We start from the raw sequence: 16,810 nt of genomic DNA on the forward strand, positions 1-16,810 counted from the left end.
CCCCTCCCCTCCGTCTCCCCCCCCAGCCCCTCTGTTTCTCCATCTCCAACCTCTCCCCCCCCCCCCTCTCCCCCCCCCGGTCGCGCGCCCCCCCCCCCCGCGACGGCACCCGGGGCGCGGACGGTGTCCCGCCGTGCCCGTGTCCGTGTCCGTCCGCGGTCCTACTCCGTGCGCAGTCCGTCCGGCCGCATCAGCCGGATCAGCGGCGGCAGGCTGAGCAGGGTCACCAGGAGCACGACACCCGCGCCGATACCGGTCATCGACAGCACACTCGCCCAGTCCACGCTCACCGAGGTCCCCGTCATCTTGAGCAGGACCGTGCCGAGGGTGAGCCCCACGACGGCCGCGAGCCCGAGCCCCAGCGCGATCGGGATCGCGGTCTGCCACAGCACCGACATGCTCAGGGTGCGGCGCCGGGTGCCGAAGGCGACCAGCGCCGACAGCAGCTTCTTGCGCTCGCGGAGCTGTTCGAGCTGGGAGATCAGCAGGCTCGCGCCGATCAGCACGAGGACGCAGGCGGCGCCGACGGACAGGCCCGTGCGGATGGACGTGAACTTCTGGGACTGGGTCGTCGCCGTCCAGACGGTGGCGTCGGCCAGGGGGCCGATCCTCGCGGCGCTGTTGCGGACCAGTTCGATGGCATCCGGCACCGACTCGTCGAGCTGGACGTAGACCGTCGTGTGCGTGACGGACGCGGCCCGCCCGGGCAGCGCGCCGGGTGTGAAGAGGAAGCCGCCGAGTTCGCTGCCCGACGGGTCCTTGCGCAGACCGGCCGGCTTGACCCCCTTCGGCACCGTCCAGCCGATCTCCTCGCCCTTGCTGGAGGAGCCGTAGGACGGGTCGAACCAGAGCCTGGTGCCGGCCTTGTCGAGTTTCGCCGTGCTGGTGTCCCACGAGGCGTTCTCGACGGCGAAGATGTCACCGTCCCGGCAGGAGGGCAGCACGGCCGTCTCCCGCAGCGCCGCGCAGTCGCCGACCGTCGCCGTCGTCGAGTTCTCCGGCTCGTCGCGCCCGTCGCCCACGTCGGTCCGCGCCAGAGCGGTCAGGTGGGTGACGCCCTTCGTCCCGGACAGGTGCCGGACCGCCCGGGCCGACGAGACCCCGTCCGGCACGGCGACGGACATCTGGGCCCGGGTGAGGTCTTCCTTGCTGATCTTCGTGTAGTCGTCGTCGACCCCGGCGAACAGCATCTGCAGGGCTATCGCGCCGGCCACCGCCACCGCGATGCCGTTGACCAGCCGGGCCGCCGAGCCGCTGCTCAACTGAAGCCTGCGGATGGCCAGTTGCCAGGCAACGCCGCCGGAGTTCAGCCGGGCGACGACCGCCTCGACCACCCAGGGCAGCAGCGCGGTGATGCCGACCAGCAGCAGCAGGACGCCGCCGATGACGAGGTACTGGTTGAAGTTCCCGTTGGACCGCCCCTGCCCGATCATCGGGTAGAGCATCGCGAGACCGCCCAGCGGCAGCAGCAGCCGCCACCACAGCCGGCGCCGCGAGGGCCGCGCGGTGCGCACCACGCCGAGCGGCTCGATGACGACACCGCGCAGCGCGAGGAGCGTCACCGCGACCGCGGCGGACGGGACCGCGACGGCCACCAGCGCCACCAGCGCGGGCGACGGATCGAGGTCGGCCGGGAAGACGCTGATCCTGAAGACCATGATCAGTCCGGCGATCTGACGTCCGGCCAGGAAGAATCCCGCGCCGAGGACCAGCCCGAGCAGCGCTCCGGCCAGCGCCTCGCCGGCCGCGATCCGCCGGGTCATCCGCCCGTCCGCGCCGACCAGCCGCAGCGCCGCGAGCCGCCGGTCGCGCCGCTCGCCGCCGAACCGGACGGCGGCGGCGATGAACACGCCGACCGGCATGAGCAGTACGACGAAGACGATCAGGACGAGCAGCACCAGGACGGGGTCCATGGCCTCGGACTGTCCCGGGGAGCCGAACGTGTCGATGCGCTCGACCCGGCCGGTGCCGACACCGGACGCGGGCAGGCTCTTCGAGCCCGCGTAGTAGGCGAGCTCGTGCGGACCGACCAGCCCGGCGTCGGCGATCGTGCCGGTGACGCGGTATCCCAGACGCTCGCGCAGCAGCCTGCCGTCCGGGGACTTCAGCAGCCGGCCGAGAGCGGGCGACACGACCATGTCGCCGGGCGCGGGGAACGCGGACACGCCCGGCGGTAGCGGGGCCCGGGAGCCCTCGGGCCGGACCAGCCGGCCCCGTACGTCCTCGTCGCGGAAGGTGGTGTCCGTGTGCGCGACGATCAGCGTGCGGTCCGACTTCTTCTTGACCGTCGCGCTGTACGTGATGTCGCTGCGGGCGCTCTCCCGGTCGTGCCGGGAGGCCAGCGCGCTCGGCAGCGCGGTGGTGAGCAGCAGCAGCGCCACCCCGAGCCCGACTCCGACGGCCGTCAGCAGGACCCGCACCCAGGCCTCGCGGCCCCCGGTCACCGCGAACCTGGCGCCCATGGCGAGGTCGCGGGTCCACTGGCGGGCACTCATACGATCCGCTCCATGTCCCTGGACCTGCCGTCGCGTACGACGACCTCGCGGTCCGAGTAGGCGGCCACGCGCGCCTCGTGCGTGACGAGCACGACGGCGGCGTTCGTCGAACGGGCCGCGTCCGTCAGCAGCTCCATCACGCGCTCGCCGTTGAGGGAGTCGAGCGCGCCCGTCGGCTCGTCGGCGAACAGCACCCGGGGGCTGGTGACCAGCGAACGGGCGACGGCCACGCGCTGGCCCTGTCCGCCGGAGACCTCGCCGGGCCGCTTGTCCTTGAGGTCGTCGACCTCCAGGCGTTCCATCCAGGACAGCGCGGTGCGCTCGGCCTCCTTGCGGCCCGTGCCGTTCAGCCGCAGCGGCAGCGCGACGTTCTCGACACAGCTCAGCTCCGGTACGAGCTGGCCGAACTGGAAGACGAACCCGAACTCGGAGCGGCGCAGCGCACTGCGCTGGGCGTCGTTCATCGTCGCCATCTCGCGGCCGTCGTACGTGATCGAGCCGGAGTCGGGCGGGACGATGCCGGCGAGGCAGTGGAGCAGGGTGGACTTGCCGGAGCCGGAGGGGCCCATCACGGCGACGACCTCGCCGGGGTGGATGGAGAAGCCGGCACCGTCCAGCGCGGTGGTCGGGCCGTAGGTCTTGCGCAGCTCCGAGGCGGTGAGCAGGGAGCCGGGGGGAGGGGCGGCCGTGGTCATCGGGCCGTCACCGCCTCGGCGAGCCTGTCGAGGCGCGCGGCCGTCAGTTCCAGCCATCGCAGATCGGCCTCCAGATGGAAGAGGGCGTGGTCGCAGATGAGCTGGTCGGCCAGGTCGCCCTTGCGCTTGCGCTCGGTCAGCATGCGCATCATCCGCAGATGCTCCGAGCGCTGGGTGTCGAGGAGCTCGCTCGCGTCGCGGTGGGTCAGCAGGGCGAGGACGACCTTCGTGTACAGGGTCGACTGGAGGTACGGCTCGGGCGTCTCCGGCGTCGCGAGCCAGCGCTGCACGTCGGTGACGCCGGCCTCGGTGATCGCGTACCGCTTGCGCTCGGGCCCGTCGCCCGCCTCGATCCCGTCGATTTCGACGAGCCCGTTCTTCAGCAGCCGTGACATCGTCGAGTAGACCTGGCCGTAGTGCAGAGGCCGGTCGTGACCGAATTTCTCGTCGAAGGCCCGCTTCAGGTCGTAACCGTGGCGCGGCCCGGACTCCAGGAGCCCTAGAAGGGTGTGACCGATGGACATGCCGAGCACTCTACACACGGCGTATACACCACGTGTATACGCATCGCGTATAGGTCGCGTGAGAGAGGGGTCAGGCGCGGGGAACCCCCTGGTCACGGCCGATTGTCACGGTTCTGGAACCGTCGGCCGCTCCTTCCCGCTCCCGCCCCGTGCGCTCTCCCGCACGCGGGACGGCGCCCCGTGCCCCCGGGCGCCCGCCCTCCCGCGACCCGGGAGCGCGCGGCCCGGCGGGGACCCGGTCCGCGCGCCGGACGCCCGCTGTTCGTCGTCTCACTTTCTCCCGTCCCGGCAACCTTCCGGCCCTTTCGCACGTCGGATTCAGTGAGGCGGTGCCCATGGGCGTGCTGATTGTCACGTCCGGAAAAGGCCGGATCGGCGCCCCTTTGTCATAGCGCGCGGTGTTAGCTTGCTGAGCTGACCTGACCGGCGAACTTGTGTGCCACACGAGAATGAAGCGGAGCGGATCGACCCATGGGACGAGCTGAAGAGAGACGAGCGCGGCAGGCGCAGGGCCGCCGCGCGGCGCCCCAGCGCTCGTCCGGACACGAGTCCGCGGGCGCCGTGCCGGGGGCGAAGGCGGGTGGCAAGCCCCGCCGCACCGGCATACGGCGGTTCGTGAACTGGAAGACGCTCCTCGGGACGTTCTTCGGCTTCTGCCTGCTCGGCATGGGCGGCTTCATCGTGCTCTACATGGTCGTGTCGGTGCCCGAGGGCAACGCGGCCGCGAAGCGCCAGAGCAACATCTACAAGTACAGCGACGGCTCGATGCTCGGGCGCAGCGGCAAGGTCAACCGCGAGATAGTCGACCTGGACAAGGTGCCCAAGAGCGTCCAGAAGACGTTCGTCGCCGCCGAGAACAAGACCTTCTACGGCGACTCGGGCATCGACCTCAAGGGCACCGCCCGAGGTCTGATCAACACCCTGTCCGGCAAGGGCAAGCAGGGTGGTTCGACGATCACCCAGCAGTACGTCAAGAACTACTACCTCAGCCAGGACCAGACCGTCACGCGCAAGCTGAAGGAAATGGTCATCTCGCTGAAGGTGGACCGCAAGAAGTCCAAGGACGACATTCTCGCGGGCTACATCAACACCAGCTACTACGGCCGCAACGCGTACGGCATCCAGGCCGCGGCGCAGGCCTACTACCGCGTCGACGCCGAGGACCTCTCGGTCGGGCAGGGCGCCTACCTCGCCTCGCTGCTCCAGGCCCCGAGCCAGTACGACTGGGCGGTCGCCTCGAAGACCGGCAAGAGGCTCGTCGAGGCCCGCTGGAACTACACCCTCGACAACATGGTCGAGATGCACTGGCTCGACGCGGGCAAGCGCGCCGGCATGAAGTTCCCGGTCCCCAAGGAACCCAAGGGCGCGCCGGGCATGGAGGGCCAGACCGGCTATCTGGTGGAGGCGGCCAACAACGAGGTGGCCAAGCAGCTTGTCGCCCAGGGCACCGCCGAGGACCTGGACGACGCCAAGGCCCTGCTCACCGCGGGCGGCTGGACCATCACGCTCAACGTCGACAAGACCAAGCAGACGCTGCTGGAGAAGAGCGTCAAGCAGCAACTCACCAGCAAGCTGGACCCGAAGAAGCGCAAGGTCGACGCCAACGTCCAGGCCGGTGCCGTGTCGGTCGACCCGAAGACCGGCAAGATCCTCGCGATGTACGGCGGCGCGGACTACTTCAAGCACTACATCAACAACGCGACACGCCACGACTACCAGGCCGCGTCGACGTTCAAGCCGATGATCCTCGCGGCCGCCCTCGACCAGCAGGCCAAGACGCGTTCCGGGCAGCCGATCACCGCGAACACGATCTACGACGGAACCAACCGCCGTCCCGTCGTCGGCAGCGACATCGGCTTCGCTCCGCCGAACGAGGACGAGGCCAGCTACGGCCCCGTCACCGTGCAGACGGCGATGAACAAGTCCATCAACTCCGTCTTCGCGCAGATGGGCGTCGACGTCGGCATGGACAAGGTGCTGAAGGTCGCGGGCCAGCTCGGCATGAGCACCAAGGACCTCCAGGCGGTGCCCGCGCAGACCCTCGGCTCCATGGGCGCGAGCCCGCTGGAGATGGCGGGCGCCTACGCGACGCTCGACAACCACGGCAAGAAGGTCGCCCCGGCTCTCGTCGCCAAGGTCGAGCACAAGGACACCACGGTCGAGATGCCGGACCCGATCGGCGAGCAGGTCATCGACGAGGAGGCCGCCGACACGGTCACCTCGGTGCTGACCGGCGTGGTCGACGACGGTACGGCCAAGGAGTCCGTGGCGAACAACCCGGCCCGCGACGGCCAGCAGGTCGCAGGTAAGACGGGTACGTCGGACAAGAACAAGTCCGCCTGGTTCACCGGCTACACGCCGAAGCTGGTGACCTCGGTCCTGCTGTTCGGCGAGGACCCGAAGAGCCACGCCCATGTCCCGCTGTACGGGGCGGGTGGCGTGCCGCGCGTCAACGGTGGTGGTTTCCCGGCGAAGATCTGGGCGGCCTACACGTTCGAGGCGATGGCGGGGAAGGTCACCGAGTTCGACCTGAACACCACCTCGGGCGCGGCCGTGGCACCGACCGACCTGCCCACCGCCACCCGGACGCCGTCCAGCACGCCGTCGTCGACCCCGACGACCGAGGAGCCCTCGACGGAGCCGCCCACCACGAGCAGCCCGCCGAGCCCCACGGACGAGCCGACGACGTCCGAGCCGACGACGACAGCCCCGTCCACACCGACGAGTTCGCCCACCGATGACGTCCTCGACAATCCGTTCGGCCAGACGAGCCAGTAGCGCGCCGGCGCACACACGCCAGAAGGGCCCCCGGATCTCCGGGTGCCCTTCTGCTGTGCTCCGCGGTCGACGGCCCGTCATCGGGGTGCATGGACGCGTAGGAGGCCGGTCCCCTCGTGCGGGGACCGGCCCTCCGGCTAACCCCGGTTCAACTCGAACCAGACGACCTTTCCCGTGCTCAGCCGGGTCGCCCCCCACCGCCGCGCCAGCCGGTTCACCAGGAACAGCCCGCGACCGCCCTCGTCCGTGGCCCGCGCCTGCCGCAGCCGCGGAAGCTGGGGCACGTCGTCACCGACCTCGCAGCGCAGGACGTCCGTCCGCAGCAGCCGCAGCGTCACCGGCCGCGACGCGTACCGCACCGCGTTCGTCACGACCTCGCTGACCAGCAGCTCCACGGAATCGGTCATGTCCTCCATACCCCAGCGGGCCAGCGCCCGGCGGGCCAGGCGCCGGGCGCGGCCGGGCGCCGCGTCCTCCGGCTCAAGGAACCAGTACGCGACATCGCTCGGCGCGATCCCGTCGAACCGCGCGGCGAGCAGCGCGATGTCGTCGTCCCGGTCGCCCGGGCCGAGCATGTCGAGCACCTCGTCGCACAGCGCTTCCAGCGGCGGCGGATGATCCGGCCCGGTCAGCGCGGCGACCGCCGCGAGCTTCTCCCGAAGCTGCTCTATGCCCGTCCAGACGTCGCGGAGCCGCGACTCGACCAGACCGTCCGTGTACAGCAGGAGCGTCGCCCCGGCCGGCGCGTCCAGCTCCACCGCCTCGAAATCGACTCCGCCCACGCCGATGGGGGCGCCCGGCGGCACCCGCAGCACCTCGGCCCGACCGCCCAGATGCAGCAGCACCGGCGGCGGATGGCCCGCGTTGGCGATCGTGATCCGGTGCGACACCGGGTCGTAGACGGCGTACAGACAGGTCGCCATACGGTCGGTGCCGAGGCGCTGCGCCTGTTCGTCGAGATGGTGCAGCACCTCCTGCGGCGGCAGATCGAGCCCCGCGAGGGTCTGCGCCGTCGTCCGGAGCTGGCCCATGATCGCCGCCGACGTCATGGAGTGGCCCATCACGTCACCGACGACCAGCGCGACCCGGCTGCCGGGCAGCGGGATCGCGTCGTACCAGTCGCCGCCCACCCGGGCCGTCTCCGCGGCCGGCAGATAGCGGGACGCGAGCCGCACCCCCGTGGGCCGCGGCAGCGTCTCGGGCAGCATCGTGCGCTGCAGCTCGTCGGCGATGTACGCCTCACGGCCGTACAGCACCGCCTTGTCGATGCCGAGCGCGCTGTGCGTGGCGAGCTGCGCCGCGACCAGCAGATCGTCCGCCTCGAAGGCGAGCCGCTCCGGCCGGCGCAGGAACAGCGCCGCCCCGATCACCCGGCGCCGGCCGCGCAGCGGGGCGAGGATCGCGCGCTGACCGCTCGGCACCGGCAGATCGTCGCCGAGCAGCTCGGGCAGCGCGGCCCGGGCGGCGGGCGCGTCCGCGAACACCGGCCGCACGCCGCGCAGCACCTCGGCGAGCGCCCCGCCGGGACGCACCTCGCACAGCTCGGCCGTCATCGCCGACAGCTCGCTGGGCTCCGGACGCAGCGCGGGCAGGAAACCGCTCTCGGTGTCCCGCTCCTCGGGAATCCGGTCCGTGCGCCGCAGCCGCAGCACAAGAGGCCCCGTCGGCCGCTCGTCACCGACCGGCAGCGGGTCGCGCAGATAGACGAGGATCGCGTCGGAGAAGGTCGGCACGGTCGCCCGGCACAGCCCCATCACGATCTCGTCGAGGTCGATGCCCCGGGCGATCCGCCGGGTCGCGGCGCCCACGAAGCGCAGCCGGTCCCCGTCCCGCCGCATCGGCATCGGGCCGCCCGTGGGCACGCCCTGCCCACTACGGCGCTCCTTGCCGCCGGAGGCAGCCCGCGAGACCCGGCCCTGCTCGGCGTCCGGCTGGATCGGAATGCCCTCCGGCGCGGGCCGGGGGCGGTGGGTGTCGGGCTCGGTCACCGAGGGCTGCGAGTGCTCGGAGCCGGACCCGGAAGGGGCCGGCGAGGGCACGTCCGTGCCCGAGGACGCGGACATGCCGGGGCCGGGCACCTGACCGCCGGCCTTGCCGCGCTTGCCGCGCGGCTTCGACGCACCCGAAGCCCTCGGTGCGTCACCTGTGCGGGCCTGTACCGGTAACGCGCCGGAACCCGGGAGCTCGGACGGCGGCTCCGAGGTACGCAGGAGCGCCCCGCGAGGGTCCGCGGGGGCGGGCGCGCCGCTCTGCCGGCGCTCGTGCGAGGTGGGGTGCTCCGTCACGCGTGTCGAGTCCATCCGTCCGGGGCTGCGCGCCGTGCGCACAGTTCTTCCCGCAGCCCCGATACCCGGAATGTGTGCCCCAGGAACGGATTCTGCGTGTCGTCAGGGCCGGGACCGACGGCGCGAACGGCCGCCGCCCGGCACGGTACGGCTCGCCCACGGCCGAAAACGGCCCGTGCCGGCAGCGGGGCGGAGACCGAAGCCCCGGCCCGTGCGACCGTCGTGGCGAGCCCGCGCGGTGCGACCGGTCTCTGGCCGGCCACGCCGCCGTACGCCTCGTACCCCTCGCTCACGTCTTGCCGCCCCTCGGTGACATATGGTCAAGCCCGGCTCATCCTGCGGGAGTTGTCGCTGCCGTGTGCCCTTGCGGAAGACGATCCTACGGTTGTACCACGGGGGCGCATCAAGGGTCTCATGAGGACACGTGCGCGGGCGTACGGTCCCAGTCATCCGGCAGAGCGGGAACCGGCCAGCCCGGATCCGGCCTCCAGTGCTGCCATCCGTCCGAGAACGGCGCGCCCCAGGCACGGATCACCTCCACCGCCGACCACCCCGCTTCCCTTACCTGTGCAGCCAGTTGAGCATCCATCAGACCGGCCCGCTGCGCCATGGCGAATTCGTCCTCGTCGAGCCAGCACCAACTGCGGTCCGGGTGGACCGAGATGTCGAGGAAGTGGTCCTCGGAGTCCACTCCGCCCGCCCAACGGGTCAGTGGGGCCTCCAGATTCACGTACCAGTTCTTGAAACGCCAGCCCTGTTCCCAGAACAGCCACACCGACCAGGCCTCGCCCGGCCGCGCCAGCTTCAGCACACCGGTCCCGGACCAGCGGCCGCGCCCCACCGCGCGAGGCTTCGTGTAGCGCGACTCCAGCGGTTCCCCATGCACCGGCGAGCCGTCGGCGAGCACGGGCTTCACGCATTCCGTGCCCGGCGCCATCCACACCGCGAGCAGGTCGGCGTCGTCACGTACGACCGTCACGGGACGGCAGATGTGGACGCTGTCGCCGCCGTTCTCCCGGTACCGCCACAGGATCGTGTGCCCGGGCTCCCAGTACGCCGCCGGCCCGTCCGCTTCCGCTCGTCTCACCGCTCCACCCTCTGCCATGACCAGATATTAGGTGCCCCAGGCATACGACGCTGCGGCGATCGTCACGGTTCACGCCATCGGGAACGCGCTGTTACGGAGACGTCATCAGGCGTTTCTCCACGAGCCCGCGCTGTTACGGGTGTGTCATCCGCAGGACATCCAGGGCCTCGTCCAACTGTTCCTCGGTCAGGTCCCCGCGCTCCACGTACCCCGATTCCAGCACCACCCGGCGGATCGTCTTGCGCTCCGCCAGCGCCTTCTTCGCGACCTTGGCGGCCTCCTCGTACCCGATGTACCTGTTCAGCGGCGTCACCACGGACGGCGACGACTCCGCGTACTCCCGGGCCCGCTCGCGGTGCGCGACGATCCCGTCGACCGTGCGGTCGGCCAGCAGCCGCGAGACGTTCGCGAGCAGCCGGACCGACTCCAGCACGTTCTTCGCGATCACCGGCAGCATCACGTTCAGCTCGAAGTTCCCGGCCGCGCCCGCGGCGGCGACGGTCGCGTCGTTCCCCGTGACCTGCGCGGCGACCATCAGCACCGCCTCGGGAATCACCGGGTTCACCTTGCCCGGCATGATCGAGGAGCCGGGCTGGAGATCCGGGAGGCTGATCTCGGCCAGTCCGGTGCGCGGCCCGGAGGCCATCCACCGCAGATCGTTCGCGATCTTCGTCAGTCCGACGGCGATGGTCCGCAGCTGACCGCTCGTCTCCACGATCCCGTCGCGCGCCCCCTGCGCCTCGAAGTGGTCGCGGGCCTCCGTCAGCGGCAGCCCGGTCGCCCGCGCCACCTCCGCGATCACCGCGGCGGAGAACCCGGGCGGGGTGTTGATCCCCGTCCCCACGGCCGTTCCCCCGAGCGGCAGTTCGGCCAGCCGCGGCAGCGAGGACTCCAGCCGCTCGACCCCGTACCGCACCTGGGCCGCGTACCCCCCGAACTCCTGGCCGAGTGTCACCGGCGTCGCGTCCATGAGATGCGTGCGCCCCGACTTCACGACATCGGCGAACTCCCGCGCCTTGCGCTCCAGCGAGGCGCCCAGATGTTCCAGCGCGGGCACGAGATCGCGGGTGACGGCGGCGGTCGCGGCGATGTGGATGGAGGACGGGAACACGTCGTTGCTCGACTGCGAGGCGTTCACGTCGTCATTGGGGTGGACGTCCTTGCCCAGCCTCTCTCCGGCGAGCGTGGCGATCACCTCGTTGGCGTTCATGTTGGAGGAGGTGCCCGAGCCGGTCTGGAAGACGTCGACCGGGAAGTGCGCGTCCCAGCGCCCCTCGGCGACCTCCGCCGCCGCCCCCTGGATCGCCTCGGCGATATCCGCGCCGATCACGCCCAGCTCGCCGTTCACCTTCGCGGCGGCCCCCTTGATCCGGGCGAGCGCCTCGATGTGCGCGCGCTCCAGGTGCTGCCCCGAGATGGGGAAGTTCTCCACGGCGCGCTGTGTCTGCGCCCGCCACTTCGCCTCCGCCGGTACCCGCACCTCCCCCATGGAGTCGTGCTCGATCCGGTACGCGCCTTCGCCCTGGCCATCCGCCATTGGTGACACCTCCATGGGAGACAGCATCCCGGAGCCCGCCGGTGTTCCCGCCCGGCGCGCGCGAGGGGCGGGTGTGCGGGAGCGGCCGTGCCGCACGGACGGCCGCGGGAGCGGCCGTGACGCACGACGGGGGACGGGCCGGAACGCACGAACGGCCGCCTCGTCGACGGCCGTTCCCCGCTTTTGCGGCGTCACGCGCGTGTCACCCGTACGGCGTCACCCCGCGAGGCGGACGCCGTACGGGCGCGCACTACGCCAGTCCGGGGCCGCGCACCGGGATCGTGGTGAAGGTCGGGGCGGGGGCGGGGTCCTGGAAGAAGTCGTTGCCCTTGTCGTCGACGACGACGAAGGCCGGGAAGTCCTCGACCTCGATCTTCCAGACGGCCTCCATGCCGAGCTCCTCGTACTCGACGACCTCGACCTTCTTGATGCAGTCCTGGGCCAGACGGGCGGCCGGTCCGCCGATGGAGCCGAGGTAGAACCCGCCGTGCGCGTCGCACGCGTCGGTGACCTGCTTGCTGCGGTTGCCCTTGGCGAGCATCACCTTGGAGCCGCCCGCCGCCTGGAACTGCTCGACGTAGGAGTCCATGCGGCCGGCCGTGGTCGGGCCGAAGGAGCCGGACGCGTAGCCCGCGGGCGTCTTGGCCGGGCCCGCGTAGTACACCGGGTGGTCCTTCAGGTACTGCGGCATCTCCTCGCCCGCGTCCAGCCGCTCCTTGATCTTGGCGTGCGCGATGTCGCGCGCCACGACGAGCGGGCCGGAGAGCGAGAGACGGGTCTTGACCGGGTACTTGGAGAGCTCCGCGAGGATCGACTCCATCGGCTGGTTCAGGTCGATCCGGACGACGTCGCCGTCCTGCTCCAGGTGCTCGTCCGTGGTCTCCGGCAGGAAGCGCGCCGGGTCGGTCTCCAGCTGCTCAAGGAACACGCCCTCGGCGGTGATCTTCGCGACGGCCTGGCGGTCGGCCGAGCAGGACACCGCGATCGCGACCGGGCAGGACGCGCCGTGGCGGGGCAGGCGCACCACCCGTACGTCGTGGCAGAAGTACTTGCCGCCGAACTGCGCGCCGATGCCGATCTTCTGGGTCAGCTCGAAGACCTTCTCCTCCAGCTCCTTGTCCCGGAAGCCGTGGCCGAGCTCGGAGCCCTCCGACGGGATCTCGTCCAGGTAGTGCGCGGAGGCGTACTTCGCGGTCTTCAGCGCGTACTCGGCGCTCGTGCCGCCGACGACGATCGCCAGGTGGTACGGCGGGCACGCGGCCGTCCCCAGCGAGCGGATCTTCTCCTCCAGGAACTTCATCATGGAGCCCTCGTTGAGGACCGCCTTCGTCTCCTGGTAGAGGAACGACTTGTTGGCCGAGCCGCCGCCCTTGGCCATGAACAGGAACTTGTAGGCGCCGCCGTCGGTGGCGTACAGCTCGATCTGCGCCGGCAGGTTCGAGCCCGTGTTCTTCTCGTCCCACATGGTCAGCGGGGCCATCTGCGAATAGCGCAGGTTCAGGTTCTTGTACGCGTCGTAGATGCCGCGCGAGAGGGCCGCCTCGTCGCCGCCCTCGGTGAGCACGTTCTGGCCGCGCTTGCCCATGACGATCGCGGTGCCGGTGTCCTGGCACATGGGCAGGACGCCCGCGGCCGCGATGTTCGCGTTCTTCAGCAGGTCCAGGGCGACGAACTTGTCGTTCGCCGAGGCCTCCGGGTCGTCGATGATGCGACGGAGCTGGGAGAGGTGCGCCGGGCGCAGGTAGTGCTGGATGTCGTGGATGGCCTCCGTGGCGAGCTTGCGCAGCGCCTCCGGGTCCACCTTGAGGAATGTGCGCCCGTCGGCCTCGAAGGTGGAGACACCCTCGGAGGTCACCAGCCGGTACGGGGTGGTGTCCTCTCCCTGGGGGAGCAGATCGGTGTACGCGAACTCAGGCATCTCGCCTATTCCTCACTCGACAGTCAGCTTTTTCGGGGCTCGGTCGCCTCGGGCGCACCCCTTCGGCTCACTCGCCTGAGGCCGGCCGTCATCGGCAGCGTCCACCAGCGTAGAACCTGAGACGGACGCCGAGGCTGTGAGGTAAGGCTCAGTTCGGACACCGGACCGTCGGTTCCGGGGGAGGACGGGTTTCCCGCGGGCGGCGCGCGAGGGGTAGTCGCGATCTATCGCGTTTGGGTACGCTGTCGCCGTGGACCTTCAAAAGAGCCCCGACGCGAGTGCCGCCACGGCGGCGAAGCCGGCCGAGCTGCGTGCCTCGGACGCCGACCGCGACCGGATCACCGACATCCTGCGCGAGGCCGTCGCCGAGGGGCGCCTGACCGCGGAGGAGCATGCCGAGCGCGTCGAGGGCGTGCTGGCCACCAAGACGGTCGGCGAACTCGACCAGTTCGTCCGTGACCTGCCCGCCGCCCACACGGGCCGCGCGGCCTCCGCGTACACCTCGGCGCCGAACCGCCCCACCCAGGGCGCGATCCCGGCGGAGGCCGACGAGAACGTGGTGGCGGTCTTCAGCTCCGCCGTCCGCAAGGGCCGCTGGCGGGCGGGCCGGCGCATCCACGCGTACTCGGTGTTCGGCAACGTCGAGATCGACCTGAGCGAGGCGATCTTCGAGTACCAGCAGGTCGTGATCAAGGCGATCTCGGTGTTCGGCAACGTCGAGATCTTCGTGCCGGAGAACGTCTCGCTGCGCGGCAGCGGCGGCGGCGTGCTCGGCAACTTCGAGGTGGACACGCTGGACTCGGGCGACCCCGACGCGCCCGTGGTCTACGTCGACGGCCTCGCCGTCCTGGGGAACGTCGAGGCGCGGCCCAGGCGCGGCAAGCTCATCGCGGACATCCTCGACCGGGTCACCAGCCGGGTGAACGAGCGCGTGGCGGACCGGCTGGACCGGAGTTTGCGCAAGCATCTCGACCGTTGACGCTCGTGAATATGCGGGCGGCGGATGCGGCCGGTCCGCGGCGGACGATCGATCACGCGTGAGAACGGCCGGGCTTCGGTACGCAGTGCATAGGCGCGCGCACAGCGGGTAGGGCTTGCTGCATCGTCTCTTGGAGGGCGCTGTGGAACTTCCCCGGCGCCCGGCACGCTCGCGAAGCCGTCGTCAGGAGTAGACCGTGCTGCAACCGCCGCATCAGTCCCTGCAGGTAGCTGCCGTTCCGGCCCAGCGGGCGCCCGTGCGGGACAGGGATCAGGAAGCGCCATGGCACACCGAGGCGGTGTGCAGGCGTGACGAAGCCGGCCTGTTCTTCGCCCCCTCCAAGGAGCCGACCGCTTCACGCCTCTCGCGTGAGGAGGCGGCCAAGCGCGTCTGCGCCCGCTGTCCGGTCATGGTCGAGTGCCGCGAACACGCGTTGCTGCAACCCGAGCCGTACGGCGTCTGGGGCGGCCTGACCGCCGCCGAGCGCCGCGTCGTGCTCGCCAGGCGCCGCCGCCGCGAGATGGAGCTGAAGAAGGCCGCCCACGGCACGATAGCCGCGGCCGGCTGACCCACCCCGGGAAGGCCGGGTCCCCCAGGGCGTGTCGCACGCCCTGGGCGCCGACACGGAAAAGGGGGCGCCCCTCCGCACAAGGGGCGCCCCTTCCGCGCCTCGTGGGCGCCCGGCCCGTGGGGCCGGTGGTCCTACTTGGCGCGGTCGAAGTCGATCGCGCTGTACGCACGCAGCTTGCTCAGCCGGTGCTCGGACCGGATCTGGCGGACCGTGCCCGACTTGGAGCGCATCACGATCGACTCGGTCGTCGCGGTCTCGGAGCGGTAGCGCACTCCGCGCAGCAACTCGCCGTCGGTGATCCCGGTCGCGACGAAGAAGACGTTCTCGCCGGAGACCAGGTCGTTCGTGGTCAGGACGCGGTCGAGGTCGTGCCCGGCGTCGATCGCCCGCTGCCGCTCCTCGTCGTCCTTCGGCCACAGCTTGCCCTGGATGGTGCCGCCGAGGCACTTGACGGCGCAGGCCGAGATGATGCCCTCGGGCGTGCCGCCGATGCCGAGCAGCAGATCGATGCCCGTGCCCTCGCGCAGCGCGAGGATGGAGCCCGCGACGTCGCCGTCGGAGATCAGCTTGATGCGCGCGCCGGTCTCCCGGATCTCCTTGATGATCCCGTCGTGGCGCGGGCGGTCGAGGATGACGACCGTGACGTCCTCGGGCGTGACCCGCTTAGCCTTGGCGACCCGGCGGATGTTCACGGCCACGGACGCGTTGATGTCGACGAAGTCGGCGGCCTCGGGGCCGGTGACCAGCTTGTCCATGTAGAAGACCGCGGACGGGTCGAACATGGTGCCGCGGTCGGCGGCGGCGAGCACGGCGATCGCGTTCGTCATGCCCTTGGCGGTGAGCGTGGTTCCGTCGATCGGGTCGACGGCGATGTCGCACTCGGGGCCGGTCCCGTCGCCCACGCGCTCCCCGTTGAAGAGCATCGGGGCCTCGTCCTTCTCCCCCTCGCCGATGACGACGACGCCGTTCATCGAGACGGTGGAGACGAGGGTGCGCATGGCGCGGACGGCGGCGCCGTCGGCACCGTTCTTGTCGCCGCGGCCCACCCAGCGGCCCGCGGCCATCGCGGCGGCCTCGGTGACACGGACGAGTTCGAGGGCGAGGTTGCGGTCGGGGGCTTCCGACGGGACTTCGAGTTCGGAGGGCAGATGATGTTCGGTCATCGACACGCACCTTTCTGATACGACGACGGCCGGATGAGGGTGTGGCCCCGACTCTATCGCCCGGCTTACAAAATGAGCAGGGGGGCCCACGGATGAGCAGGCCAGGGCACCTGCGACGATAGGCGCGTGGCAGGTATGAAAGGCAAGCAGTCGGTCCGGGACATGATTCTTTCCCTGGGCCTCATCTCGCTCATGGCGGGTGTCATCTACATCTTCATTCCGCATGACGACTCCGAGCCCGATCTCAAGCGGGTCGACTACCAGGTCGAGCTGCTGACGGCTCGCCGCGCGGCGAGCTATCCCGTGGCGGCGCCCGAGGGTCTGCCGTCGGCGTGGAAGGCGACCTCGGTGCGGTACGACGGCAGTGAGTTCGACGCCTGGCATCTGGGCTTCCGTGCCCCCGACGGTCAGTACGTGGCGGTCGAGCAGTCCACTCAGCGGCCGGCCGTGTTCATCGACACCGCGAGCCAGGGCGCGCGGCAGACGAAGACCACCGAGCGCATCGGCGACCGGACCTGGCGGCACTACGAGGGCGACCACTACGACGCCCTGGTCCTGGAGGGCAAGGGCTCCACGACGGTGGTGACCGGCACCGGGTCGTTCGGCACGCTGGTGAAGCTGGCGGAGGCCCTGCGGACCTCGTAGCGCCCGTACGGCCTCGTAGAACCCCTCAAAGCATGGAGAAGGGGGGCCGGCGGGGGGGGGCGGGGGGGCGGGGGCGCGGGGGGGGGGCGGGGCGGGGGGGGCGGGGGGGTGGGGGTGGGGGGGAGGGCGCGGG

General features: G+C 71.0%; 12 protein-coding genes. 4 read left to right on the top strand and 8 right to left on the bottom strand.

Annotated features, from left to right (window positions below):
- Positions 1–161: 161 nt before the first annotated feature.
- Genes ACFXGX_RS11115 through ACFXGX_RS11125 form a run of 3 tightly spaced genes read right to left on the bottom strand, consistent with a single transcriptional unit; the run spans position 162 to position 3,714 of the window.
- A complete protein-coding gene (locus ACFXGX_RS11115; RefSeq protein WP_384788047.1) occupies positions 162–2,495 on the bottom strand; it encodes an ABC transporter permease in 2,334 nt (777 codons plus the stop codon).
- A complete protein-coding gene (locus tag ACFXGX_RS11120; protein WP_384788051.1) occupies positions 2,492–3,190 on the bottom strand; it encodes an ABC transporter ATP-binding protein in 699 nt (232 codons plus the stop codon). Before ACFXGX_RS11120 ends, ACFXGX_RS11115 begins: the two co-directional genes overlap by 4 nt.
- On the bottom strand, positions 3,187–3,714 hold the full coding sequence (locus tag ACFXGX_RS11125) for a PadR family transcriptional regulator (protein ID WP_355760660.1): 528 nt from the start codon (positions 3,712–3,714) through the stop codon (positions 3,187–3,189). Before ACFXGX_RS11125 ends, ACFXGX_RS11120 begins: the two co-directional genes overlap by 4 nt.
- 471 nt (positions 3,715–4,185) lie before the next feature.
- On the opposite strand from ACFXGX_RS11125, the gene ACFXGX_RS11130 reads away from it, so the two are divergent.
- A complete protein-coding gene (locus ACFXGX_RS11130) occupies positions 4,186–6,492 on the top strand; it encodes a transglycosylase domain-containing protein (protein WP_384788055.1) in 2,307 nt (768 codons plus the stop codon).
- Between the two features lie 137 nt (positions 6,493–6,629).
- Here the strand turns inward: ACFXGX_RS11130 and ACFXGX_RS11135 are convergent, their stop codons facing one another.
- The 4 genes from ACFXGX_RS11135 to ACFXGX_RS11150 all read right to left on the bottom strand — a co-directional run bounded on the left by ACFXGX_RS11135 (position 6,630) and on the right by ACFXGX_RS11150 (position 13,319).
- The gene (locus tag ACFXGX_RS11135) at positions 6,630–8,777 is read right to left on the bottom strand and encodes a SpoIIE family protein phosphatase (protein ID WP_384788058.1); all 2,148 of its coding nucleotides are present in this window, start codon (positions 8,775–8,777) and stop codon (positions 6,630–6,632) included.
- Between the two features lie 412 nt (positions 8,778–9,189).
- Complete coding sequence (locus ACFXGX_RS11140) at positions 9,190–9,882, bottom strand: DUF402 domain-containing protein (RefSeq protein WP_384788061.1); 693 nt, start codon at positions 9,880–9,882, stop codon at positions 9,190–9,192.
- Between the two features lie 115 nt (positions 9,883–9,997).
- Complete coding sequence (locus tag ACFXGX_RS11145; protein ID WP_384788064.1) at positions 9,998–11,401, bottom strand: class II fumarate hydratase; 1,404 nt, start codon at positions 11,399–11,401, stop codon at positions 9,998–10,000.
- A gap of 250 nt (positions 11,402–11,651) precedes the next feature.
- Positions 11,652–13,319: a fumarate hydratase gene (locus ACFXGX_RS11150; RefSeq protein ID WP_384788067.1), complete on the bottom strand. Its 1,668-nt coding sequence runs from the start codon at positions 13,317–13,319 to the stop codon at positions 11,652–11,654.
- A 250-nt stretch (positions 13,320–13,569) separates the two neighbouring features.
- Here ACFXGX_RS11150 and ACFXGX_RS11155 point away from each other — a divergent pair, with 250 nt between their 5' ends.
- Both ACFXGX_RS11155 and ACFXGX_RS11160 read left to right on the top strand, forming a co-directional pair.
- A complete protein-coding gene (locus ACFXGX_RS11155; RefSeq protein ID WP_384788070.1) occupies positions 13,570–14,298 on the top strand; it encodes a DUF1707 domain-containing protein in 729 nt (242 codons plus the stop codon).
- Between the two features lie 196 nt (positions 14,299–14,494).
- Complete coding sequence (locus ACFXGX_RS11160) at positions 14,495–14,866, top strand: WhiB family transcriptional regulator (protein WP_384788073.1); 372 nt, start codon at positions 14,495–14,497, stop codon at positions 14,864–14,866.
- A gap of 134 nt (positions 14,867–15,000) precedes the next feature.
- Here ACFXGX_RS11160 and glpX read toward each other — a convergent pair whose 3' ends face one another.
- Positions 15,001–16,032 carry a class II fructose-bisphosphatase gene (glpX, locus tag ACFXGX_RS11165; protein WP_326785733.1) on the bottom strand — a complete coding sequence of 344 codons (1,032 nt, stop codon included), beginning with the start codon at positions 16,030–16,032 and terminating at the stop codon, positions 15,001–15,003.
- A 126-nt stretch (positions 16,033–16,158) separates the two neighbouring features.
- On the opposite strand from glpX, the gene ACFXGX_RS11170 reads away from it, so the two are divergent.
- Complete coding sequence (locus ACFXGX_RS11170; protein WP_384788076.1) at positions 16,159–16,677, top strand: DUF4245 domain-containing protein; 519 nt, start codon at positions 16,159–16,161, stop codon at positions 16,675–16,677.
- Positions 16,678–16,810: the final 133 nt, after the last annotated feature.

Origin of the sequence: Streptomyces sp. NPDC059371, from assembly GCF_042751995.1 — a bacterium.
In the GTDB taxonomy this organism is placed as follows: domain Bacteria; phylum Actinomycetota; class Actinomycetes; order Streptomycetales; family Streptomycetaceae; genus Streptomyces.